General features: G+C 61.4%; 19 protein-coding genes and 1 tRNA gene. 1 reads left to right on the plus strand and 19 read right to left on the minus strand.

The genetic code is table 11. From position 1 onward, the window contains the following. Window positions 1-28: 28 nt before the first annotated feature. The 14 genes from nuoG to rlmE all read right to left on the minus strand — a co-directional run bounded on the left by nuoG (window position 29) and on the right by rlmE (window position 13,870). Window positions 29-2,407 (minus strand): NADH-quinone oxidoreductase subunit NuoG, encoded by a 2,379-nt coding sequence (gene nuoG / locus VCB98_RS08275; RefSeq protein ID WP_346051608.1) that lies wholly within the window; start codon window positions 2,405-2,407, stop codon window positions 29-31. Window positions 2,408-2,466: 59 nt separating this feature from the next. After that, window positions 2,467-3,795 (minus strand): NADH-quinone oxidoreductase subunit NuoF, encoded by a 1,329-nt coding sequence (gene nuoF, locus VCB98_RS08280; protein WP_346051610.1) that lies wholly within the window; start codon window positions 3,793-3,795, stop codon window positions 2,467-2,469. A 5-nt stretch (window positions 3,796-3,800) separates the two neighbouring features. Next, window positions 3,801-4,262 (minus strand): NADH-quinone oxidoreductase subunit NuoE family protein, encoded by a 462-nt coding sequence (locus VCB98_RS08285; RefSeq protein ID WP_346051663.1) that lies wholly within the window; start codon window positions 4,260-4,262, stop codon window positions 3,801-3,803. A gap of 35 nt (window positions 4,263-4,297) precedes the next feature. After that, window positions 4,298-5,551 carry an NADH-quinone oxidoreductase subunit D gene (locus VCB98_RS08290; protein WP_346051611.1) on the minus strand — a complete coding sequence of 418 codons (1,254 nt, stop codon included), beginning with the start codon at window positions 5,549-5,551 and terminating at the stop codon, window positions 4,298-4,300. Then, window positions 5,544-6,257 carry an NADH-quinone oxidoreductase subunit C gene (locus tag VCB98_RS08295; protein ID WP_346051613.1) on the minus strand — a complete coding sequence of 238 codons (714 nt, stop codon included), beginning with the start codon at window positions 6,255-6,257 and terminating at the stop codon, window positions 5,544-5,546. The genes VCB98_RS08290 and VCB98_RS08295 overlap by 8 nt, the downstream gene beginning before the upstream one ends. Before the next feature lie 13 nt (window positions 6,258-6,270). After that, window positions 6,271-6,750, minus strand: coding sequence for a NuoB/complex I 20 kDa subunit family protein (locus tag VCB98_RS08300; protein WP_346051615.1), 480 nt, complete (start codon window positions 6,748-6,750; stop codon window positions 6,271-6,273). Continuing rightward, window positions 6,741-7,097: an NADH-quinone oxidoreductase subunit A gene (locus VCB98_RS08305; RefSeq protein ID WP_346051617.1), complete on the minus strand. Its 357-nt coding sequence runs from the start codon at window positions 7,095-7,097 to the stop codon at window positions 6,741-6,743. Before VCB98_RS08305 ends, VCB98_RS08300 begins: the two co-directional genes overlap by 10 nt. 232 nt (window positions 7,098-7,329) lie before the next feature. Continuing rightward, window positions 7,330-7,416 (minus strand) — tRNA-Leu (locus VCB98_RS08310). 92 nt (window positions 7,417-7,508) lie between these two features. Next, a complete protein-coding gene (gene secG / locus VCB98_RS08315) occupies window positions 7,509-7,880 on the minus strand; it encodes a preprotein translocase subunit SecG (protein WP_346051619.1) in 372 nt (123 codons plus the stop codon). Between the two features lie 13 nt (window positions 7,881-7,893). Then, entirely contained in the window at window positions 7,894-8,658 is a 765-nt protein-coding gene (gene tpiA / locus VCB98_RS08320) for a triose-phosphate isomerase (protein WP_346051622.1), read from the minus strand. A 206-nt stretch (window positions 8,659-8,864) separates the two neighbouring features. Beyond that, window positions 8,865-10,220, minus strand: coding sequence for a phosphoglucosamine mutase (glmM, locus tag VCB98_RS08325; protein WP_346051624.1), 1,356 nt, complete (start codon window positions 10,218-10,220; stop codon window positions 8,865-8,867). Window positions 10,221-10,248: 28 nt separating this feature from the next. Beyond that, window positions 10,249-11,085 (minus strand): dihydropteroate synthase, encoded by an 837-nt coding sequence (gene folP, locus VCB98_RS08330; RefSeq protein WP_346051626.1) that lies wholly within the window; start codon window positions 11,083-11,085, stop codon window positions 10,249-10,251. Window positions 11,086-11,217: 132 nt separating this feature from the next. Further along, window positions 11,218-13,155 (minus strand): ATP-dependent zinc metalloprotease FtsH, encoded by a 1,938-nt coding sequence (gene ftsH / locus VCB98_RS08335; protein ID WP_346051628.1) that lies wholly within the window; start codon window positions 13,153-13,155, stop codon window positions 11,218-11,220. Window positions 13,156-13,243: 88 nt separating this feature from the next. Next, a complete protein-coding gene (rlmE, locus tag VCB98_RS08340; RefSeq protein WP_346051630.1) occupies window positions 13,244-13,870 on the minus strand; it encodes a 23S rRNA (uridine(2552)-2'-O)-methyltransferase RlmE in 627 nt (208 codons plus the stop codon). Window positions 13,871-13,953: 83 nt separating this feature from the next. Here rlmE and yhbY point away from each other — a divergent pair, with 83 nt between their 5' ends. After that, window positions 13,954-14,295 carry a ribosome assembly RNA-binding protein YhbY gene (gene yhbY / locus VCB98_RS08345; protein WP_346051632.1) on the plus strand — a complete coding sequence of 114 codons (342 nt, stop codon included), beginning with the start codon at window positions 13,954-13,956 and terminating at the stop codon, window positions 14,293-14,295. Window positions 14,296-14,340: 45 nt separating this feature from the next. Here the strand turns inward: yhbY and greA are convergent, their stop codons facing one another. The 5 genes from greA to dnaJ all read right to left on the minus strand — a co-directional run bounded on the left by greA (window position 14,341) and on the right by dnaJ (window position 21,429). Continuing rightward, a complete protein-coding gene (greA, locus tag VCB98_RS08350; RefSeq protein WP_346051634.1) occupies window positions 14,341-14,817 on the minus strand; it encodes a transcription elongation factor GreA in 477 nt (158 codons plus the stop codon). Further along, a complete protein-coding gene (gene carB, locus VCB98_RS08355) occupies window positions 14,814-18,035 on the minus strand; it encodes a carbamoyl-phosphate synthase large subunit (protein ID WP_346051636.1) in 3,222 nt (1,073 codons plus the stop codon). The genes greA and carB overlap by 4 nt, the downstream gene beginning before the upstream one ends. Window positions 18,036-18,113: 78 nt before the next feature. After that, window positions 18,114-19,259 carry a glutamine-hydrolyzing carbamoyl-phosphate synthase small subunit gene (carA, locus tag VCB98_RS08360; protein WP_346051639.1) on the minus strand — a complete coding sequence of 382 codons (1,146 nt, stop codon included), beginning with the start codon at window positions 19,257-19,259 and terminating at the stop codon, window positions 18,114-18,116. 213 nt (window positions 19,260-19,472) lie between these two features. Next, complete coding sequence (gene dapB, locus VCB98_RS08365) at window positions 19,473-20,273, minus strand: 4-hydroxy-tetrahydrodipicolinate reductase (RefSeq protein WP_346051641.1); 801 nt, start codon at window positions 20,271-20,273, stop codon at window positions 19,473-19,475. Window positions 20,274-20,283: 10 nt separating this feature from the next. Continuing rightward, window positions 20,284-21,429: a molecular chaperone DnaJ gene (gene dnaJ / locus VCB98_RS08370; protein ID WP_346051643.1), complete on the minus strand. Its 1,146-nt coding sequence runs from the start codon at window positions 21,427-21,429 to the stop codon at window positions 20,284-20,286. Between the last annotated feature and the right edge of the window lie 101 nt (window positions 21,430-21,530).

Here is a 21,530-nt window from a genome sequence, read left to right on the forward strand (position 1 = left end):
CGTCATTCCTGTTATTCAGCCAGCCAAATCAGGCTTTCTTGACCTCGATGGTGCCATGACGGGGGCCCAGCCCCCGGGTCAGCTCACTACCAGTGGGGACGACCACCGAACCGGCGGGCAACCCTTCGTCGATCACCACTGGCAGTTCCCGTGCAGCACCGTTGGCACCGACGACCACATTGCCCTCGTCGGACACACCCAGCTTCTCGGCGTCCGCCGCTGACAGGCGAACGGCAATGCGACCATCCACCGTCCGCTGCAGGGGCTCGGCACGACGAACCAGGGGATCGCTGGCATAAATGGGCAGCTCACCCAAACGCCAATATCCCTTGGCCTGCGCTGCAGCAGTCAGCTTCACACTCCCCTGGGGGCGGGTATCCAGGGCCGGCTCACCGATTTCGGCATGGGCCTCGGCCAGTACCGTCTCGGCATCCATCTGCTCGAAACCGTCCAGCTCGAAGACGCTGCCAAGAACACGGAGAACCTTCCAGGCAGGACGGGACTCGCCCACCGGATTGATGATCCCTGCCGTACTCTGCCACCGGCCCTCGATATTGACCCGGGTACCGAAACTCTCGGCATAGGTCCCCACGGGCAGGATCACATCGGCATATTCTTTCAGGGCCGGGGTGTAGTAACTGGCCATGGCCACCACCATCGGCGCTTCAGCCAATGCCTTGGCGGCTGCGGCACTGTCCCAGGCTTCACGCTCCGGCTCACAATTCAGCAACAGATAGGCCTTGCGCGGCTGCTCGAAAACCGCTCGGGCATCGAGACCGGGCTGACCCAGACCTTGACCGCCGGGACCACGATGAGGCAGCACACCAGCCAGCCAGGCGGCGGGCGCGTTGCCCCCTTCCGGCAGGTGGCCGAGAGTCGCGCCGCTCAGGGCGGCAATGGCATCTGCCAGGGCCTGCAACTCCGACCACTGGGGATGGGAGCGGGCCAGCGGGCCCAGCAACACCAGTTTCCTGTCGCCCTCGGCGATGGCATCGGCGATGGCCTTGGCTTCCTCACCGACTTTGGCCTTCTCGGCCAATGCAAACACTGGCTCGGGCAGGGACTTACCGAGCTTGCTCGCCACTGCCGCGGCCACCTCGGCCAGGCCGTCAACCATCTTCGAGCCACCGGTCACCAGAGAGGCGGAAACCGGGAACAGAAACTCATAATCCGCCGGATTGACGAAGCTCACCCGCGAACCGGCGAGAGCCGCCTTGCGCAATCGATGCGCCAGCATCGGCGCTTCCTTGCGGGTATTGGAACCCACCACAAGGGCAGCATCCAGTTTTTCAATATCGGCAATCTTCATGCCCAGACCGGGCATCCGCGATTCGATATCATCGCTGCGAAAATCACCCTGCCCCAGGCGATGATCGAGATTGTTGGAACCCAACCCCCTGACCAGACGCTGGAACAGGAACAGCTCTTCCAGACTGGCGCTCGCACCTGCCAGGGCGCCAAGCTGCTCACCACCATCACGCTGGATGATGTCGCGCAGACCGTTGGCTGCGGCCTCAATGGCCTCATCCCAACCGGCTTCGCGCAGTTCGCCGCCTTCCCGAATCATGGGCTGGCGAACGCGTTCATCGCTGTAGATCCCTTCACAGCTGAAGCGGTCCCGGTCGGCCATCCAGGTTTCGTTGATGGATTCGTTTTCCCGCGGCACCGCCCGAAGGAAATCACCCCGGAGGGTATGGGCATAAAAGTTACTGCCCACCGGATCATGAGGCGAGACCGCTTCATGCTGGGTCATTTCCCAGGAGCGGCCACGGAAACGGAAGGGCTTGTTGTTGAGCGCACCCACCGGGCAAAGATCGATCACATTGCCGGACAGCTCATGGTCCACGGTCCGCTGGATATAGGTACCGATGCGCATGTTCTCACCACGCCCGGTCGCGCCCAGCTCCTTGAAACCGCCCACTTCCTCGGTGAAGCGAACACAACGGGTGCAGTGAATGCAACGCGTCATGTCGGTGGAAATTAGTGGGCCCAGGTCGGGGTCCTGAACCACCCGCTTGCTTTCCGTATAGCGGGAAATATCACGACCGAAGCCCAGGGCCAGATCCTGAAGCTCACACTCACCACCCTGGTCGCAAATGGGGCAATCCAGCGGGTGGTTGATGAGCAAAAACTCCATGGTGTTCTTCTGCGCCGACAACGCCTTGGACGAGTGCGTGAAAACCTTCATGCCCTCCCCAATGGGAGTGGCACAGGCAGGCATGGGCTTCGGCGCCTTCTCCACTTCCACCAGGCACATGCGGCAGTTGGCCGCAACCGACAGCTTACGGTGATAGCAGAAGCGCGGGATGCGCTCACCGTACTGGTCAGCCACCTCGATGACCATCTGGCCTTTCCGGCCTTCCACCGGCTTGCCGTTGATTTCAAACTTGACGGTGTCGTCACTCATATCCGTTCGCATCTATACAGGGACCCGTTGCATTGAGCGGGTCAGGCACTCTTTATGGTTCAGACCGCAAAACCCATGTTGTGCGGCCCGGCCTCGGGCAGGGCCGGACGAGCCGGACCCACCATGGGGCGGCCGTTCTCAACCAGATACTCGAATTCGTCACGGAAGCGGTCCAGGAAGCTCTTGACCGGCATGGCCGCTGCATCACCCAGAGCACAGATGGTGTGCCCCATGATGCCGTTGGCGGCACTCTCCAGCAGCTCCAGGTCCGAGGGACGCCCCTGCCCCGCCAGCATCCGCCGCAGCACCCGGTTCAACCAGCCGGTGCCTTCACGACAGGGCGTGCACTGCCCACAGGACTCGGCGAAGTAGAAGCGAGAAATGCATTCAAGGGCACGAACCATGCAGGTACTGTCATCCATGATGATAACCGCACCGGAGCCCAGCATGGAGCCTGCTTCCTGCACGGATTCATAATCCATGTTCGCTTTCAGCATGTCCTCGCCACGAACAACCGGCACCGACGAGCCGCCGGGGATAACCGCTTTCAGCTTTCGACCATCGCGAATGCCGCCAGCCATCTCCAGCAGGTCCTTGAACGGTGTCCCCAGGGGAATCTCGAAGTTACCCGGCTTGCTTACATGACCGCTGACCGAGAAGCACTTGAGCCCGCCACTCTTTTCGGTACCGAATGCCTTGAACCAGTCCGCGCCATTGCGAATGATGTCCGGGACCTGGGCAAAGGACTCCGTGTTATTGACCGTGGTGGGCTGACCATACAGGCCTTTCTGGGCCGGAAACGGGGGCTTGAATCGGGGCAGGCCCTTCTTCCCTTCCAGGGAATCAAGCAACGCCGTCTCTTCACCACAGATATAGGCACCAGCGCCGAGATGATCGTAAAGATCGAAATTCACGCCGGAGCCAAAAATATTCTTGCCCAGGAGCCCAGCCTCGTAGGCTTCCTTGAGCGCATCGACGAAGCGTCGATAGGGCTCATGCTCGAACTCGCCCCGGATGTAGTTGTAGCCCACGGTAGCGCCCATGGCATAGCCACCGATGGCCATGCCCTCGATCACGGCGTGGGGGTTGTAACGAAGGATATCCCGGTCCTTGCAGGTCCCGGGCTCACTTTCATCCGAGTTACAGACTACATACTTCTGCCCCTGAAAATCCCGAGGCATGAAGCTCCACTTGAGACCGGTGGGGAAACCTGCCCCACCCCGCCCGCGGAGACCGGAGGCCTTGACCTCCTCAACCACATCCTCGGGCGAGATCTTCTCCTTCAGGATCTTTTTCCAGGCCTCATAACCACCCAGCTTGAGATAGGTCTCAAGACTGTATGGCTTGTCGTGGCCCAGCGTCTTGTAGCAGATCGAGGTATCCGACATCCCACTTACTCCAGGGAATCGATGATCTTGTCCACCTTCTCGATGGTCAGATCTTCGTGGTATTCGTGGTTAACCATCATCATGGGCGCACCCTTGCAGGCAGCCAGACACTCTTCCTCACACTTGAGAAAGACGCGGCCGTCTTCCGTGGTCTGGCCAACCTTGACGCCCAGCTTGTTCTCTACATGCTCCACGATCTGATCAGAGCCATTGAGCATGCAACTGATATTGGTGCAGATGGAAATCTTGTTGCGACCCACCGGCTTGGTTTCGAACATGGAATAGAAGGTGGCTACCTCATAGACATCAATGGGTGGAAGCTGAAGATGATCCGCCACCGCATCCATCCATTCCTCGGTGAGATAACCACCGTTGTGATGCTGTGCTTCACGCAGGGCGTCAAGTACCGCCGAGCGCTGCTGCCCTTCGGGATACTTGGCAATGCAGCGATCAATATAGGCCCGCATGTCCTCGGGCAGGAATTCCTTGGTGGCCTTGTACTTCACCGGTCAATCTCCCCGAAAACGATATCCTGTGTACCAATCACGGCGACCAGGTCCGCCAGCATATGGCCCCGGCACATTTCATCCATGGCAGCCAGGTGGGCAAAGCCCGATGCGCGAATCTTCACCCGATAGGGCTTATTGGCGCCGTCAGAGACCAGGTAGATACCAAACTCGCCCTTGGGCTGCTCCACCGCAGCGTAGACCTCTCCCTCGGGCAAGACATAGCCCTCGGTGAAGAGCTTGAAGTGGTGGATCAGCGCTTCCATGCTTTCCTTCATTTCCCAGCGCTTGGGCGGGGCGACCTTGTGATCATCCACGATCACCGGCCCGGGATTCTCACGCAGCCACTTGATGCATTGCTTGGCGATCTTGGCTGACTGACGCATCTCCTCGATGCGCACCAGATAGCGGTCGTAACAGTCACCATTGGCGCCTACGGGAATCTGGAAATCCAGACGGTCATAAACTTCATAGGGCTGCTTCTTGCGCAGATCCCACTCAATGCCGGAGCCACGCAGCATGGGGCCGGAGAAGCCCAGCTGCAGAGCGCGCTCCGGGCTTACTTCGGCAATACCAACGGTACGCTGCTTCCAGATCCGGTTATCGGTCAGCAGGGTCTCATACTGATCAACGCAACCCGGAAAGCGATCAACGAAATCCTCGATGAAATCCAGCAGGGAACCTTCCCGTACCTCGTTACGGCGATCCACGTCCTTCTTGCTGCGCCACTTGGAATAATCGTACTTGGGCATGCTGTCGGGCAGATCACGATAGACACCGCCCGGACGGTAGTAAGCGGCGTGCATGCGAGCACCGGAGACCGCCTCGTACATATCCATAATGTCTTCCCGCTCGCGGAAGGCGTAGAGGAAGACCGTCATGGCGCCGATATCGAGGCCATGAGCACCAATCCAGAGCAAGTGATTGGCAATCCGGGTCAACTCATCGTAGAGCACACGAATGTACTGGGCGCGAATGGGGGCCTCGATACCCATCAGTTTTTCGATGGCCATCACATAGGCATGCTCATTGCACATCATGGACACGTAGTCGAGACGGTCCATGTAGCCGATGCTGTGATTGTAGGGCTTGTTCTCGGCCAGCTTCTCGGTCGCCCGGTGCAGCAAGCCGATATGGGGATCAACGCGGCGGATGACCTCCCCTTCCATCTCCAGGATCAGCCGAAGCACACCGTGAGCCGCCGGGTGCTGCGGACCGAAGTTCATTGTGTAGCTTTGAATCTCAGGCATCGCGGGACGACTCCTTGAAGCCTTCCACGTACTGGTGATCTTCACGGATCACCTTGGGCACCGTGGTACGGGGTTCGATGGAAACCGGCTGATAGACCACGCGCCGCTTTTCCGGGTCGTAACGTACTTCGACGTTGCCGATCAGGGGGAAGTCCTTGCGGAAGGGATGACCGACAAAGCCGTAATCCGTGAGAATCCTTCTCAGATCCGGATGCCCCTTGAAGAGGATTCCGAAGAGATCGAAGGTCTCCCGTTCAAACCAGTTCGCACCACTCCAGATTTCGCAAACCGAATCAATGACCGGCGGATCCTGAGGCGGGCACCAGCACCGAAGACGCAGCCGCTGATTTCGGGACACGGACAGCAGGTGGTAAACCACCGCGAAGCGCTTTTCCATGTCATCGGCTTCGTCGGCAGAGGCAAAAGCGTGAGTGGCAGTGCGCTCCACCCCACGGCTAAAGCCCATGGAGGTACTCTTGTCGGTAGCCCACTGACTCTTGCCATAGGCAAGATAGTCGACTCCACATACATCCATGGCCTGTTCGAAATTGAAAGGCTTTTCGTCCCTGAGAGCGCGACAGACTTCCAGCAAATCCTCCGGCGCCACCTCGTAGGTGAGCTCACCGGCGTGGCTGTCCACGCGCTTCAGTTTGTCGCCGAAACGGTCCGTAACCGCCTCGTGCAGGGAATCAATCCACTTGCTCATGATAGCGACCTGATCAGCGGGCGATGGTGTTGGTACGTCGAATCTTGTTCTGCAGCTGAATGATGCCGTACAGCAACTGCTCGGCGGACGGCGGACATCCGGGGACATAAATATCCACCGGAACAACTCGGTCACAGCCGCGGGTTACTGCATAGGAGTAGTGATAATAGCCGCCACCGTTGGCGCAGGACCCCATGGAGATCACCCAGCGGGGCTCGGCCATCTGGTCATAGACCTTGCGCAGCGCGGGGGCCATCTTGTTACACAGAGTGCCGGCAACGATCATCACGTCCGACTGCCTGGGACTCGGCCGGAAGAGCACTCCAAAACGGTCCATGTCATAACGGGCGGCGCCGGCATGCATCATTTCCACTGCACAGCAGGCCAGACCGAATGTCATGGGCCACATGGAACCGGTACGAGCCCAGTTGTAGAGCTTGTCAACCGAGGTGGTGACAAAGCCGCGTTCCATTACGCCGTTTTCTACTCCCATTCCAGCGCACCTTTCTTCCACTCATAAATGAAGCCGACAACAAGCACGGCAAGGAAGATCATCATGGCCAGGAAACCGAACATGCCGATCCCGTCCAGGGCCACGGCCCAGGGAAAGAGGAAAGCGATTTCCAGGTCAAAGATAATGAACAGGATGGCCACCAGGTAATAGCGGACATCAAATTTCATGCGGGTGTCTTCGAAGGCCTCGAAGCCACACTCATAGGGAGAGTTTTTCTCGGCGTCGGGATTCTGCGGGCCGAGGATGACCCCCACCAGCAGCAGCACCACACCAAGCCCCGTGGAGATTCCCAGAAAGATAAGGATGGGGATGTAATTTTCCAGCATGTTCCCGCGTCCCAGAGTCAGATGAAGGGGCTTATAGCTGAAGGCAGCAAAAACTACCTGCTTCAGCCCCGGGTAACCTTGACCCAGGTCAACCAGCACAGGAACCCGGGTGGATCCGGGTTCGGCTGATGGCCCTGAACTGGCGCCGCGGGTCGATCCATTGGGGCATCCCTTCAGGATCTTCCCTTGGCTCTTGCAGAAACCGCCCGGAGTTCGGGCGGCTTCCTGGAAATGGTGCCGAAGGCCGGACTCGAACCGGCACGGCCGTTAGGCCACTGCCCCCTCAAGACAGCGTGTCTACCAATTCCACCACTTCGGCATTTACTCTTGCTGGCTCACTGAGACAGGGTCTCAACGAAGGCCCGAATTCTAGCATGTTCGGACCGATTCAGGCACCCCTGATACAGCCTTTCAGTGACTATCCGGGGGCGGCAGATCCAGCTCGTCTTCATCGCGCTCGTTCTCGTCTTCCTCATCTTCGGGAACAAGCTCTTCCTGCAACTGCGGTACCGGCTCGATCCGCTCAAGCAGGGAACCAGGCTCACCCACATCACGGGCAGCAATCCAGGCCAGCGCCGTGCTGTTAAGCATGAACACCGCCGCCAACACCGCCGTCAGACGACTGAGAAAGCTGGCCGCGCCACGAGCACCAAACACGGTACCCGAAGAACCGGCACCAAAGGCGGCACCCGCATTGGCACCCTGCCCTTGCTGAAGAAGAACGGCCACGATGATGACGATGGCCACGATCACATGAAGCACTAGCAAAGCGCTGATAAGCATGTCGAATTCCAGATCATTTCCCGTCAGCCGGAATGGCTGACTCACAAATACTCAAGAAACTGTCGGCGTCCAGAGAGGCTCCACCGATCAGACCCCCATCGATATCAGGCATGGCGAACAACTCGTCGGCGTTACTGGCCTTGACACTGCCGCCGTAGACGATTCGCAACTTGCCCGCAATTGTATCATCCACTTCGGCCACTCGGGCACGAATCATGGCATGAACCGCCTGGGCCTGCTCCGGGGAGGCTGTCTGCCCGGTCCCGATGGCCCACACCGGCTCATAGGCCACAACCGCCTCGACGAAGGCATGCACACCGGCCGCCTCCAGCACAGCGTCCAGCTGCTCGCGAATGACCTGCTCGGTAACATCCTGTTCCCGCTGCTCGAGCGTCTCTCCCACACAGAGGATGGGACGAAGACCCTGGCGAGCGGCGGCCATGAACTTGCGCGCGACGATCTCGTTGCTCTCGCCAAACAGACCACGGCGCTCAGAATGCCCGACAATGACATAGCGGCAGTCGAAATCCTGCAGCATGGATGCGGCAACTTCACCGGTAAATGCGCCGGACTCCTCTTCGGAAACATTCTGGGCACCCAAGGCAATCTCGGAGCCCTTGAGAATGCGCGCGGCATCTGCCAGATAGACATAAGGCGGGCATACCACCACTTCCCGGGCTGCCGGGGTCAGGCCCTGCACCAGATCCTCCAACAAGCGACCGGCGTCGTCCCGGCTGCCGTTCATCTTCCAGTTGCCAGCGACAAATGGCTGTCGCATGCTGCCTCCCGATTCTGCTCTGCTGCCACGGCCCTGACCCGCGTACTCAAGAGCGGCGAAAGCCCTGGGCCGAAAGAAAAATACCGGGTTAAACACCCGGCCTGGCGTGGCCGGCCTCATCACCGCAAAAGCGGGCGGCCGGCGGCGCGAGACTTTACATGTTCAAGGGCGACAAATCAATCCAGGCCGCCTTCTGCTCCGCTGTTTCAGGCCGAAGCCGAGGCTTCCCCGGAGCCGGCGGCGACCGCCTCCGCCAGCTCATCGGCCAGACGGGCAACCATTTCCACGTCCTGCCCCTCCACCATGACCCGGATCAGAGGCTCGGTCCCGGAGGCGCGAATGAGAATCCGGCCGGAATCCCCCAGGGCCTGCTCCGCAGCCTTGCGCGCATCCGCCAGTTCACGACTCTCAAGCGCGCTGCCCTTGTGTTCCACTCGCACGTTCACAAGCCGCTGCGGGTACTTCTCGACCCCCTGACACAGGCTGGCCAGGGACTGCTCCGAGCGGACCATCTCCGCCAGCACCTGGAGGGCGGAAACCAACCCATCCCCGGTGGTGGTTCGATCCAGACAGATGATGTGGCCGGAGGACTCTCCACCAATCAGGCCGCCATGCTTGTCCATCTGGCCCAACACGTAGCGGTCGCCGACCCGGGCCCGGCGAAAATCAATCCCCAGGGCCCCCAGGGCATGCTCCACCCCGAGATTGGTCATTACCGTCCCTACCACCGGGCCGCGCAACTGCCCGGCCGCCTGGCGGCTGCGGGCAATGATGTAAAGCAGCTCGTCGCCATCACGAATCGTGCCGGTCTCATCCGCCATGATCACCCGGTCGGCATCGCCGTCCAGGGCAATACCCAGATGCGCACCGTGATCCCGAACGGCAGCCTGCATGGCGGCCGGCTCGGTGGAGCCACAACCACTATTGATGTTGTAACCATCGGGCTCATCACCCAGGGCAATGACCTCGGCGCCCAATTCCCGCAGCACTGACGGCCCCACCCGCCAGGCGGCCCCATTGGCACAGTCGAGAACGATTCGAAGCCCATCCAGGCGGAGCCCGGTGGGCGCGGCGTTCTTGCAGAACTCCACATAGCGGCCGCCGGCGTCTTCCACACGCTGGGCCATGCCCAGCCGCGCCGCCGGCACGGTCGAGAAGGCCTCATCGAGGGCCGACTCCATGGCCAACTCGGTCTGGTCATCCAGCTTTCGCCCATCGGGGCCGAAGAACTTGATCCCATTGTCCTCGAAAGGATTATGGGAGGCACTGATGACAATGCCGGCCCGCGCACCCAGGGCGCGAGTGAGATAGGCAATGCCCGGCGTGGGCAGAACGCCCAGCAGGCTTACTGAAACGCCGGCACTGACCAGCCCGGCCTCCAGGGCGGACTCCAGCATGTCGCCGGAGACCCGGGTATCACGGCCGATCAGCACCCGCCCGCCATGACCGCCCCCGAGCACACGTCCGGCGGCCCAACCCAGCTTGAGGACCAGGTCAGCCGACATGGGCCGTGGACCCACCGGGCCTCGAATACCGTCAGTTCCGAAATAGCGTCGTTCCATGCAACACCTCTGATTCAGGGCGAAGGTTTCAGGCCGGGGCGGTCGCTTTCACGGCCTGAATCATGGCCAGTGCGTCACGGGTGGCGGCCACATCATGAACCCGCACCACCGACGCGCCCAACCAGGCGGCCAGGCTGGCCACGGCCACACTGCCATGCACCCTCTCCTCCACCGGCCGATCGATGACCTTGCCGATCATGGACTTACGTGACATGCCCACCAGGACGGGAAAAGCACTGGCGGAAAAAGCCCCCAATTCACGCAGCAGGGTCAGATTGTGCTCCAGTGTCTTGCCGAAGCCGAATCCCGGATCAATCATGATTCGGTGTCGATCCACGCCGGCGTCCATCAGCACCGCCGCCTGGTCCATCAGGAAGCCGCGGATTTCTCGGACCACCTCCCGGTAGCGAGGATCGGACTGCATGGTGCGCGGTTCGCCGAGCATATGCATGATGCAAAGCCCGACCTGACTATCCGCCACCGCTTCGACAGCTTGCGGGTCCTGGAAGCCCCTGACATCGTTGATGATATCCGCGCCCGCCGCGATCACCCGACGCATCACCCCGGGCTTGCTGGTATCCACCGACACCGGGACATCGGTCTCCGATTTGAGGATTTCCAGGATCGGCAGCACACGAGCCAGCTCATCCTCTTCGGAAACGGCCTCCGCCCCCGGACGGGTGGATTCTCCGCCGATATCAATGATATCCGCGCCCTCGGCCATCATCTGCCGGGCATGATCCAGTGCCCTGGACGGCTCAATGAAGCGGCCACCATCCGAAAAGGAGTCCGGGGTGACATTGAGTATGCCCATGATGTGCGGGCGGCTCAGGTCCAGGCGACCCTTTCCACACTGCAGCATCATCCGACTCTCTCCCGTTCCGATAAACCGCCAATGATACCAGCCCCGGTCGCGGGTGACCTCAGGCAATAGAAAGCGGGAGTGGCTTGCGCCACTCCCGCTGCATCACATCAAATCCCGCTCAGCGCGCCGGCTTCAGTGCTGGCTGGCGGGCTCCCCTTCGGGATCATCGCCATCCCGGGAGGACTCCTGGTCACCGGCTTGCTGACCACCGTCACCGCCATCGCCGGAAGGATCGCTCCAGCCGGCCGGCGGGCCCGGCTCACGGCCAGCCATGATTTGATCAATCTGGCCGGCATCAATGGTCTCGTACTGCATCAGGGCCTCGGCCATGGTGTGAAGCTTGTCCTCGTGCTCCCGAAGCAGTTTCTCTGCCCGATCGTAGTTGCGATCTATGATGGCGCGGATCTCGGCATCAATGGCACGAGCGGTTTCATCCGACATGTTGCTGTGCCGCTGCTGCATTTCCCGACCCAGGAAGACCTCGCCGTCGTCTTCCTCGTAGGAAAGCGGGCCCAGCTTGTCCGACAGCCCCCATTTGGTGACCATCTTGCGGGCAATATTGGTGGCCACCTCGATATCGTTGGAGGCACCGGTGGTCACCTTCTCCGCCCCATAGATCTGCTCTTCCGCGATGCGACCACCGAACAGGCTGGAGATCCGACTTTCCAGCTTCTGCTTGCTCTGGCTGTATTCATCTTCCTCGGGAAGGAACATGGTCACACCCAGGGCACGCCCACGGGGAATGATGGAGACCTTGTAGACCGGGTCATGGTCCGGCACCAGACGGCCGACGATGGCATGCCCCGCCTCGTGATAGGCGGTCAGTCGCTTGTCTTCCTCGTTCATGACCATGGACCGGCGCTCGGCGCCCATCATGATCTTGTCCTTGGCCTTTTCCAGGTGCTCCATGGTGACGTACTTGTCATTGGCCCGGGCCGCAAACAGGGCGGCCTCGTTGACGAGATTGGCCAGGTCCGCACCGGAAAAGCCTGGGGTCCCTCGGGCAATGAGGCGCGGCTCCACACTTTCATCGGCCGGCACCTTGCGCAGATGAACGCCCAGAATCTGCTCACGACCCCGAACGTCGGGCAAGCCGACCACCACCTGGCGGTCAAAACGGCCGGGACGCAACAGCGCCTTGTCCAATACGTCAGGACGGTTGGTGGCCGCGATCACGATCACGCCCTCGTGGCCCTCGAAACCGTCCATTTCCACCAGCATCTGGTTGAGGGTCTGTTCGCGCTCGTCATGACCACCGCCAAGACCGGCGCCTCGCTGGCGACCCACGGCGTCCAGCTCATCAATGAAGATGATGCAGGGCGCATGCTTCTTGGCCTGTTCGAACATGTCACGGACACGGGACGCGCCCACACCCACGAACATCTCGACAAAATCGGAACCCGAGATGGTGAAAAAGGGCACGCCCGCCTCGCCGGCAATGGCGCGGGCCAGCAGGGTCTTACCCGTGCCGGGCGGACCGACCATCAGCACGCCCTTGGGAATCTTGCCCCCCAGGCGCTGGAACTTGCTTGGATCCTTGAGGAAGTCGACAAGCTCGGTGACCTCTTCCTTGGCCTCGTCACAGCCGGCCACATCCGTGAAGCGAACATTGACCTGCTCATCATTGAGCATGCGCGCCTTGCTCTTGCCAAAGGACATGGCGCCCTTGCCGCCGGCACCACCCCCCTGCATCTGGCGCATGAAGTAAATCCAGATGGCAATCAGCAATAGGAAGGGCGTCCAGGACAGGAAGATTTGCCAGAACACCGAGCCCCGCTCCTCTTCCTTGGCGGCGATCTCCACTCCGTAATCTTCCAGCTCGCCGATCAGGGCGGTGTTATCGCTCTCCGGATTGGTGGTCCGGATCTGGTCGCCGGTATAGAGCACACCTTGGATCTTCTGGCCCTCAAAGGTGACCGATTCCAGATTGCCCTGGCGCATCTCACTGCGGAACTGGGAATAACTCAGCTCCTCGACAGCCTCCTGTTCCGGGCCCATGTTGTTGAACAGGGCCATCAGGATCACTGCAATGATGATCCAGATAATCAGATTCTTGGCCAGTTCGCTCAAGCTCGACTCCACGCGCTCACGGCGCATTCAAAGACGTGAATTTGGGGCAAAACGCCGCAAAATGCGGCCTTTGACACCGTTTTAGACACTACACTACCCGGTAGTTCCGGGCCAATAGATAGACCTCCGGGGAACGATCCCGGGACGCCTTGGGCTTACGCACCTGCACTTTCCCGAAACGGCTGCGCAGATCCGCCAGAAATTCGTCGAAACCCTCCCCCTGGAAAGTCTTGACCAGAAAGTCACCGCCAGGGCGCAGCACCTGTGCGGCCAGATCCAGGGCCAGTTCGGCCAGATACATGGCAGCAGGCTGATCCACGCCCTTCATACCACTCATATTGGGGGCCATATCCGAAAGCACAAGGTCTACCGAGCGATCCTCGCCCAGTTCCGCCAGCAGGGCGTCCAGCACCGCCTGCTCGGTGAAATCCCCCTGAATGAAGCGGGTGCCTGTAAAGCTGTCCATGGGCAGACGGTCCAGGGCGAAGATCCGAGCCTTGCCGTCCAGTTTTCGGGCTACATACTGGGTCCAGCCGCCGGGCGCCGCCCCCAGGTCCACCACCGTCATGCCGGGCTTGAGCAAGCGATCCTTGCGGTCGATCTCCTCCAGCTTGAAGGCGGCACGGGAGCGCCAGCCCTCGCGCCGGGCCCGCAACACGTGCTCATCGCTGTGATGCTCCCGCAGCCACCGCCGGCTGCTACTCTTGCGTCCCATGATTTCATCCTGCGGGGTTTGCCAAAGCCCGCTGCTGGCCTCAGAATAGGCGCTCAGTTTCGCAACACGAGTCCGTCGACACCGTGAGCAATCAGAGCAAGCCCCTGGGCGAAGCCCAGAAAAAACACCTCAAGCGTCTGGCCCATCACCGGCGCCCCATCGTCCAGACCGGCGCCAATGGCCTTACCGAAGCGGTACTGGCCGAGATTGAGCGGGGCCTCAATGATCACGAGCTGATCAAGACACGCATCGTGGCCGGTGACCGGGAAGAGCGCAGCAACATGATTGCCGAGATCTGCGAGCGAACCGGCGCGACCCTGGTGCAACGCATCGGGCATGTGGCCGTGCTCTACCGTCCTCACCCGGAAAAGCCCCGGATTGAACTGCCCGGGCCCGGCCACTCCCGGCGCGCCCTGGCCTCCTGAGCCCTTGCCTCCTGAGCCTCCCGGCCGGCGGCCCCGGGCACGGCCTTATTGGTAACGCACCTCGACGATCTCGTAGCGGCGCAAACCGCCGGGGGTCTCCACCTCGCACTCGTCACCCTCTTCCTTGCCGATCAGGGCACGGGCAATGGGCGAGTTGACTGACAGCAAGCCCTCCTTGATGTCGGCCTCGTCCTCGCCAACGATCTGATAAGTGACCTCGCTGTCGCTGGCCTCGTCATAGACATCCACCGTGGCGCCAAAAATGACCTTGCCTTGGGCATTCACCTTGGTCACGTCAATGATTTCGGCAGTGGACAGCTTGGCCTCGATATCCTTGATTCGCGCCTCAATCAATCCCTGTTCTTCACGGGCAGCGTGATACTCGGCATTCTCCTTGAGATCACCATGCTCTCGGGCCTCGGCAATGGCGTTTACCACCCTGGGCCGATCCTCGGTCTTGAGCTTTTTCAGCTCCGCTTTAAGACGCTCTGCGCCTCTTACGGTCAGTGGCGTTCTCTTCATTGACTGTACTCCTGATGCAGATCCTGCAGACGGTTAACGTCAGCGACGTCCATATGATCCATGGCCAGACAGGTGGCCCGTCCGGCGGCAATGGTCGTGTAGTAGACGACCTTGCGATGAACCGCCTCACTGCGAATGGAATGAGATTCCCGAATGGCTTTCTTGCCTTCGGTGGTGTTAACGATCAGCGTAATCTCGTCGTTCTTGATCATGTCGACGATATGCGGCCGCCCCTCACGGACCTTGTTGACCGACTTGACCGGAATCCCCGCCTCTTCCAGAGCCTGTGCCGTACCCTTGGTGGCAACCAGTTCGAAGTCCCGTTCCACCAGGAGCCGGGACAGCTCGATGGCGGCCGGCTTGTCCGGATCGCGAACACTGATGAAGGCACGACCACCGCGGGGCAGGTCCATCCCCGCGCCCAGCTGTGCCTTGGCATAGGCTTCGCCGAAACTGCGCCCTACCCCCATGACCTCGCCGGTGGACTTCATCTCGGGCCCCAGGATGGGGTCCACACCCGGGAACTTGGCAAAGGGAAAGACGGATTCCTTGACCGAATAATAGCGGGGCAGCCGCTCCTCGGTTACAGCCTGCTCGGCCAGGCTTCGTCCCGCCATGGCCCGAGCGGCAACCTTCGCCAGGGGCACGCCCACGGCCTTGGAAACAAAAGGCACGGTACGCGAAGCCCTTGGGTTGACCTCAAGCAGGAATATTTCCTGGCCCCGAACGGCAAACTGGGCATTCATCAGGCCCACCACATGAAGCTCACGGGCCAGCGCCTTCATCTGTTCGCGGATTTCCCCCTGGATATTCTCGTCCAGGCTATTGGGGGGCAGTGAACAGCCCGAATCCCCGGAATGGACCCCCGCCTGCTCCACGTGTTCCATCACCCCGCCGATCACCACGGTATCGCCATCGGAGACGGCATCCACATCCACTTCCACCGCCTCTTCCAGGAAACGATCCAGCAGAACCGGCGAGTCGTTGGATACCTTGACCGCGTTCTCGATGTACTCGATCAGGTCATCCTCATTGAAAACCACTTCCATGGCTCGGCCGCCGAGGACATAAGAAGGACGAACCACCAGGGGGTAGCCGATCTCGGCCGCCAGGCGAATGGCCTCGCCTGCCGTGCGCGCGGTGCGGTTCGGCGGTTGGCTGAGATTGAGTCGGTTGACCAACTGCTGAAAACGCTCACGGTCCTCGGCCAGATCAATGGAATCAGGCGTGGTACCGATAATCGGCACCCCCGCAGCTTCCAGATCCCGGGCCAGCTTCAACGGTGTCTGACCACCAAACTGGACAATCACCCCTTCCGGCTTCTCGGTGGCGACGATCTCAAGCACATCCTCCAGCGTCAGCGGCTCGAAATAGAGCCGATCGGAGGTGTCATAGTCGGTGGACACCGTCTCCGGATTGCAGTTGACCATGATGGTTTCGAAACCATCCTCGCGCAGGGCGAGTGCCGCATGGACGCAGCAGTAGTCGAACTCAATGCCCTGGCCGATGCGGTTGGGCCCGCCACCCAGAATCATGATCTTGCGTCGCTCGCTGGGGCGGGACTCGCATTCTTCCTCGTAGGTGGAATACATATAGGCAGTGGTGGCCTCGAACTCCGCGGCACAGGAGTCCACCCGCTTGTAAACCGGCCGCACACCCAGCTCATGGCGATGGGCACGCAGGGCCCCTTCGTCACAGCCCAGCAGGCTGGCCAGACGGCTGTCGGCAAAACCCTTGCGCTTGAGGCGACGGAGGTGGTCGGCGTCCAGTGAGGCCAGGCCCAGACCCTTGATGCGATTCTCCTCGGCCACCAGATCCGCGACCTGGACCAGGAACCAGGGGTCGATGCCGGTCAGTGACTGTACTTCGTCCATCTCGAGCCCGACCCGAAAGGCATCGGCCAGATACCAGAGGCGATCCGGCCCCGGATCGCGCAGCTCGCCGCGCAGATTATCCAGATCCTCTTCGCCCTCACCGGTAAGCTTGGGCAAAAGGCCGTCGGCGTCGATTTCCAGGCTGCGCAGGGCCTTCTGAAAACTCTCCTGGAAGGTCCGCCCCACGGCCATGGCCTCGCCAACCGATTTCATCTGGGTGGTGAGCCGGCGCTTGGCCTGCGGGAACTTCTCGAAGGTAAAGCGTGGCAGCTTGGTGACCACGTAATCGATGCTGGGCTCGAATGAGGCCGGCGTCACCCCACCCGTGATTTCATTGCGCAACTCATCCAGGGTGTAACCAACCGCCAGCTTGGCCGCCACCTTGGCAATGGGAAAACCGGTCGCCTTGGACGCCAGTGCCGACGAACGCGAAACCCGGGGATTCATCTCGATCACCACCAGGCGACCGTTCTCGGGATTGACCGCAAACTGCACATTGGACCCACCCGTCTCCACGCCAATCTTGCGCAACACCCGGATGGAGGCGTCACGCATGATCTGGTATTCCTTGTCGGTGAGTGTCTGCGCCGGCGCCACCGTAGCCGAATCCCCGGTGTGCACGCCCATGGCATCAATGTTTTCAATGGAGCAGATGATGATGCAGTTGTCATTGCGGTCCCGCACCACCTCCATTTCATATTCTTTCCAGCCGAGCACCGACTCCTCGATCTGCACCTCGTTGGTGGGCGACAGATCCAGCCCGCGGTCACAGATTTCCTGGAACTCCTCGCGGTTATAGGCAATGCCGCCGCCGCTGCCACCCATGGTGAATGAGGGGCGAATGATGGCGGGGAAGCCGATTTCCTTCTGTGCGGCCCAGGCTTCATCCATGTCATGGGCCAGCAAGGCCCGGGGAGATTCCAGTCCGATATCGTCCATGGCACGACGGAAGCGGTCCCGATCCTCGGCCATGTCGATGGCGTCCCGGCTGGCACCGATCATTTCCACCCCAAAGCGCTCAAGCACACCTTCCCGATACAGGTCCAGGGCACAGTTGAGCGCCGTCTGCCCGCCCATGGTGGGCAGCACCGCGTCGGGGCGCTCCTTCTCGATGATCCCGGCAACCGTGCGCCAGTGGATGGGCTCGATGTAAATGGCATCGGCCATCTCCGGATCGGTCATGATGGTGGCCGGATTGGAATTGACCAGAACGACGCGATAGCCCTCCTCGCGCAGGGCCTTGCAGGCCTGAGCGCCGGAGTAGTCGAACTCACAGGCCTGACCGATGACAATGGGGCCGGCACCAATGATCAGGATGGTTTCGATATCGCTTCTTTTGGGCATCTGGTCTCTGGCTCGATAATCAGGAACTGTCACCCGCGCCCCGTTGGCGCGGGTACCAAATCTCGCTTGCGTCGCTGCTCAGGCGCGGGCGCGATCACGGGCCTGGTGGCCGGCCATCATCTCCACAAAGCGCTCGAAGAGCGGTCGGGCATCATGGGGTCCCGGACTGGCCTCGGGATGCCCCTGAAACCCGAAGGCAGGACAGTCCCGGTGCTCGATGCCCTGCAGGGTTTGATCAAACAGTGAGCGATGGGTCACCCGGACCGGGTCCGGCAGGCCATCCTCTTCGATGGCAAAGCCGTGATTCTGGCTGGTGATCAGAACCCGCCCGGATTCCACGTCGAGGACCGGGTGGTTGGCCCCGTGATGTCCGAACTTCATCTTCACCGACCGACCTCCCACCGCGAGACCCAGCAACTGATAGCCCAGGCAGATACCGAACAGGGGGATGCCTTCCTCGAGAAAGCGTCGGGTTGCGGCGATGGCATAGTCACAGGGTTCCGGGTCACCCGGGCCATTGGACAGGAAGACCCCATCGGGCGCCATGGCCAGCACTTCCTCGGCGGGGGTCGTCGCGGGAACCACGGTCACCCGGCAACCACTGTCCACCAGCAAACGCAGGATGTTGCGCTTGACCCCGAAGTCATAGGCAACGACATGAAAGCGTGATTCACCGGCCGGCTGGAAAGCGTTGTCCTCCAGGGACCAGACGCCTTCTTCCCAGCTATAGCGCTTTTCCGTGCTCACCACCTGGGCCAGGTCCATGCCTTTGAGGCCGGGGAATTCACGCGCCCTGGCAATCGCCGCTTCCGGCTCCAGCTCGCTGCTGATGCAGGCGGCCTGTGCCCCGCCATCACGAATGATTCGGGTCAGCTTGCGGGTATCGATGCCGGCAATGGCGACGCAGTTCTCGTCGCGCAGCCAGGCATCCAGGCTCTGCTCACAGCGCCAGCTGCTGGCCGTCAGGGGCAGATCACGAATAATCAGCCCGGCCGCCTGCACACCCTCTGACTCCAGATCCAGGGGATTGGCACCCACATTACCCACATGGGGATAGGTCAGGGTCACCAACTGACGGGCATAGGAAGGATCCGTGAGGATCTCCTGGTACCCGGTCATGGCGGTGTTGAAAACCACCTCACCCACGGTGGTACCGTCGGCGCCGGCAAGCTCACCGTGAAACACCGTCCCGTCTGCCAGGGCCAGCAGGGCTTTCTTTCGCACAGGCTCCTCCTGCTCGGGGTGAAACCGAGCGCAATATCTATCGCATTCCCCGAATGAATGCCGTTATTTGACGGGCTGTGGCCGGGCCGCGCATACACAAAGCGGGAAAGATTCGCCTGGAACCCTTCCCGCTGTTCGGAATGTATCTTGGAACCGCCTCTCGACCCCGGAGATTATAGTGAACCCCACCCGCTCCTGTCCACGCACGGCGGTCTAGTCCGTGGGCCGGCTGACTCCGAGCACATGCTCCATGCCGTACAGACCCGGCCGCTGACCCAGCAGCCAGCGAGCCGCGTTGAGAGCCCCCCGGGCAAAGGTGTCACGGCTGGAAGCCCGATGGGTGAGTTCCAGTCGCTCCCCGGGGCCGGCAAAATAGACCGTGTGCTCCCCGGCAATATCACCGCCGCGCATCACCGAGAAACCGATATCCCCTGCCCGCCGGTGGCCGGTCTGGCCCTTGCGCTGGTAGACCGCCGTACTGTCCAGCTGCTGCTCACGACCGGCGGCGGCTTCCTCGCCCAATCTCAAGGCCGTGCCCGAAGGCGCATCCACCTTCTGGCCATGGTGGGCCTCGAAGATCTCGATGTCGTATTCCTCGCCCAGGGCCGCCGCCGTTCGTCGGACCAGCTCCAGAAGGAGATTGACGCCGAGACTGGTATTGGGGGCAAGCAGCACCGCTGTCTTGGCGGCAGCCGCCTCGAGCGGTGCACGCTGGGAAGGCGCCAGGCCAGTGGTACCCACCAGCAAGGGCAAGCCCTGTTCGGCGCAATAGGCCGCCACCCGCTCACCCGAGGCCGGCGCCGAGAAATCCAGCACCACATGGGCGTCTTCCAGCGCCAGGGAAAGCTCGCTGCTGTAGTTGACCCGCTCCACGCCCAGCACCCGAGTGCCTTCGGCCGGACTGCCCGGACGCACCAGGGCGCCGCTGATGCGCACATCGTGCGCCTCCGCGGCCAAGGCCGTGATGGAGCGCCCCATGCGCCCGGAGGCGCCTACAATTGCGATATTCAGCATCTTTGCCTACTCAGCCCAGATTCTCGAAAAAACGCTTGACCCCGTCCAGCCAGGAACTGGAACGGGGATTGTGGCGCTCGCCCCCGTCTTCCAGGCTCTGTTCGAATTCCTTAAGCAGCTCCTTCTGGCGCTTGCTCAACTTCACCGGGGTTTCCACCATGACCCGGCACATCAGGTCCCCACGGGGACCGCCGCGAACGGGCTTCACGCCCTTGCCGCGCAGCCGGAACAGCTTGCCACTCTGGGTCTCGGCGGGAATCTTGAGGGAAACCCGCCCGTCCAGGGTGGGCACCTCAACCTGACCACCGAGGGCCGCCGTACTGAAATTGATGGGCACATCACAGATCAGGTCATTGCCTTCACGACGGAAGATCGGGTGGGGTCGAACATGGACCTCCACGTAAAGATCCCCGGGCGGGCCACCATTCTCACCCGCCTCGCCCTCGCCGCTAAGGCGGATGCGATCACCCTCGTCGACGCCCTCGGGAATGCGAACCGAGAGCTTTTTCTCATCCCGAACCCGGCCGCGACCGCCACAGGCCTTGCAGGGATTGCGCACCAGCTTGCCGTCACCGCCACAGGCCGGGCAGGTCTGCTGGACGGAGAAAAAGCCCTGCTGCATGCGAACCTGCCCCATGCCGCCGCAGGTATCGCAGGTCTCGGGCTGACTGCCGGGTTCGGCGCCGGAGCCGTCACAGGTATCGCAATGGCGAGCGGTGGGCACGGTAATCTGCACCGTGTCCCCCTGCACCGCCTGCTCGAGATCGATGGTCAGGCGATACCGCAGGTCGGCGCCGCGAAACACACGGCGGCCACCACCGCGACGCCCACCACCACCGAAGATGTCACCAAAGACATCGCCGAAGATATCGGAAAAGGCCTCGGCACCGCCAAAGCCGCCGCCTGGACCACCGGCACCGCCGAATCCGGCCTCGGCGCCGGCATGCCCAAACTGATCATAGGCGGCGCGCTTCTGGGGATCCGACAAGGCCTCATAGGCCTCCTTGACCTCCTTGAAGCTATTCTCCGCCTCCTCGTCGCCGGGGTTCCGGTCCGGGTGGTATTTCATGGCCAAACGCCGGTAAGCCTTCTTGATATCGGCCTCCGATGCGTCTTTCTCCACGCCCAGAACCTCGTAATAATCCCGCTTCGACATTTCGATCCCCGTTATCCACTGAACTGTCCCGTCTGCCGGGCCCTGCTTCCAGACACAGACGCGGGGGTATCACCGACCTGGGCTCCTGCCCGGTGACACCC

It is taken from the genome of Natronospira elongata (assembly GCF_034931365.1).
GTDB lineage: Bacteria > Pseudomonadota > Gammaproteobacteria > Natronospirales > Natronospiraceae > Natronospira > Natronospira elongata.

Excerpts from the sequence above, each read along its gene's own strand:
- nuoG (WP_346051608.1), bottom strand. The coding sequence starts at position 2,407 with ATGAGTGACGACACCGTCAAGTTTGAAATCAACGGCAAGCCGGTGGAA.
- nuoF (WP_346051610.1), bottom strand. The coding sequence starts at position 3,795 with ATGTCGGATACCTCGATCTGCTACAAGACGCTGGGCCACGACAAGCCA.
- VCB98_RS08285 (WP_346051663.1), bottom strand. The coding sequence starts at position 4,262 with ATGCGGGCCTATATTGATCGCTGCATTGCCAAGTATCCCGAAGGGCAG.
- VCB98_RS08290 (WP_346051611.1), bottom strand. The coding sequence starts at position 5,551 with ATGCCTGAGATTCAAAGCTACACAATGAACTTCGGTCCGCAGCACCCG.
- VCB98_RS08295 (WP_346051613.1), bottom strand. The coding sequence starts at position 6,257 with ATGAGCAAGTGGATTGATTCCCTGCACGAGGCGGTTACGGACCGTTTC.
- VCB98_RS08300 (WP_346051615.1), bottom strand. The coding sequence starts at position 6,750 with ATGGGAGTAGAAAACGGCGTAATGGAACGCGGCTTTGTCACCACCTCG.
- VCB98_RS08305 (WP_346051617.1), bottom strand. The coding sequence starts at position 7,097 with ATGCTGGAAAATTACATCCCCATCCTTATCTTTCTGGGAATCTCCACG.
- secG (WP_346051619.1), bottom strand. The coding sequence starts at position 7,880 with ATGCTTATCAGCGCTTTGCTAGTGCTTCATGTGATCGTGGCCATCGTC.
- tpiA (WP_346051622.1), bottom strand. The coding sequence starts at position 8,658 with ATGCGACAGCCATTTGTCGCTGGCAACTGGAAGATGAACGGCAGCCGG.
- glmM (WP_346051624.1), bottom strand. The coding sequence starts at position 10,220 with ATGGAACGACGCTATTTCGGAACTGACGGTATTCGAGGCCCGGTGGGT.
- folP (WP_346051626.1), bottom strand. The coding sequence starts at position 11,085 with ATGATGCTGCAGTGTGGAAAGGGTCGCCTGGACCTGAGCCGCCCGCAC.
- rlmE (WP_346051630.1), bottom strand. The coding sequence starts at position 13,870 with ATGGGACGCAAGAGTAGCAGCCGGCGGTGGCTGCGGGAGCATCACAGC.
- greA (WP_346051634.1), bottom strand. The coding sequence starts at position 14,817 with ATGAAGAGAACGCCACTGACCGTAAGAGGCGCAGAGCGTCTTAAAGCG.
- carB (WP_346051636.1), bottom strand. The coding sequence starts at position 18,035 with ATGCCCAAAAGAAGCGATATCGAAACCATCCTGATCATTGGTGCCGGC.
- dapB (WP_346051641.1), bottom strand. The coding sequence starts at position 20,273 with ATGCTGAATATCGCAATTGTAGGCGCCTCCGGGCGCATGGGGCGCTCC.
- dnaJ (WP_346051643.1), bottom strand. The coding sequence starts at position 21,429 with ATGTCGAAGCGGGATTATTACGAGGTTCTGGGCGTGGAGAAAGACGCA.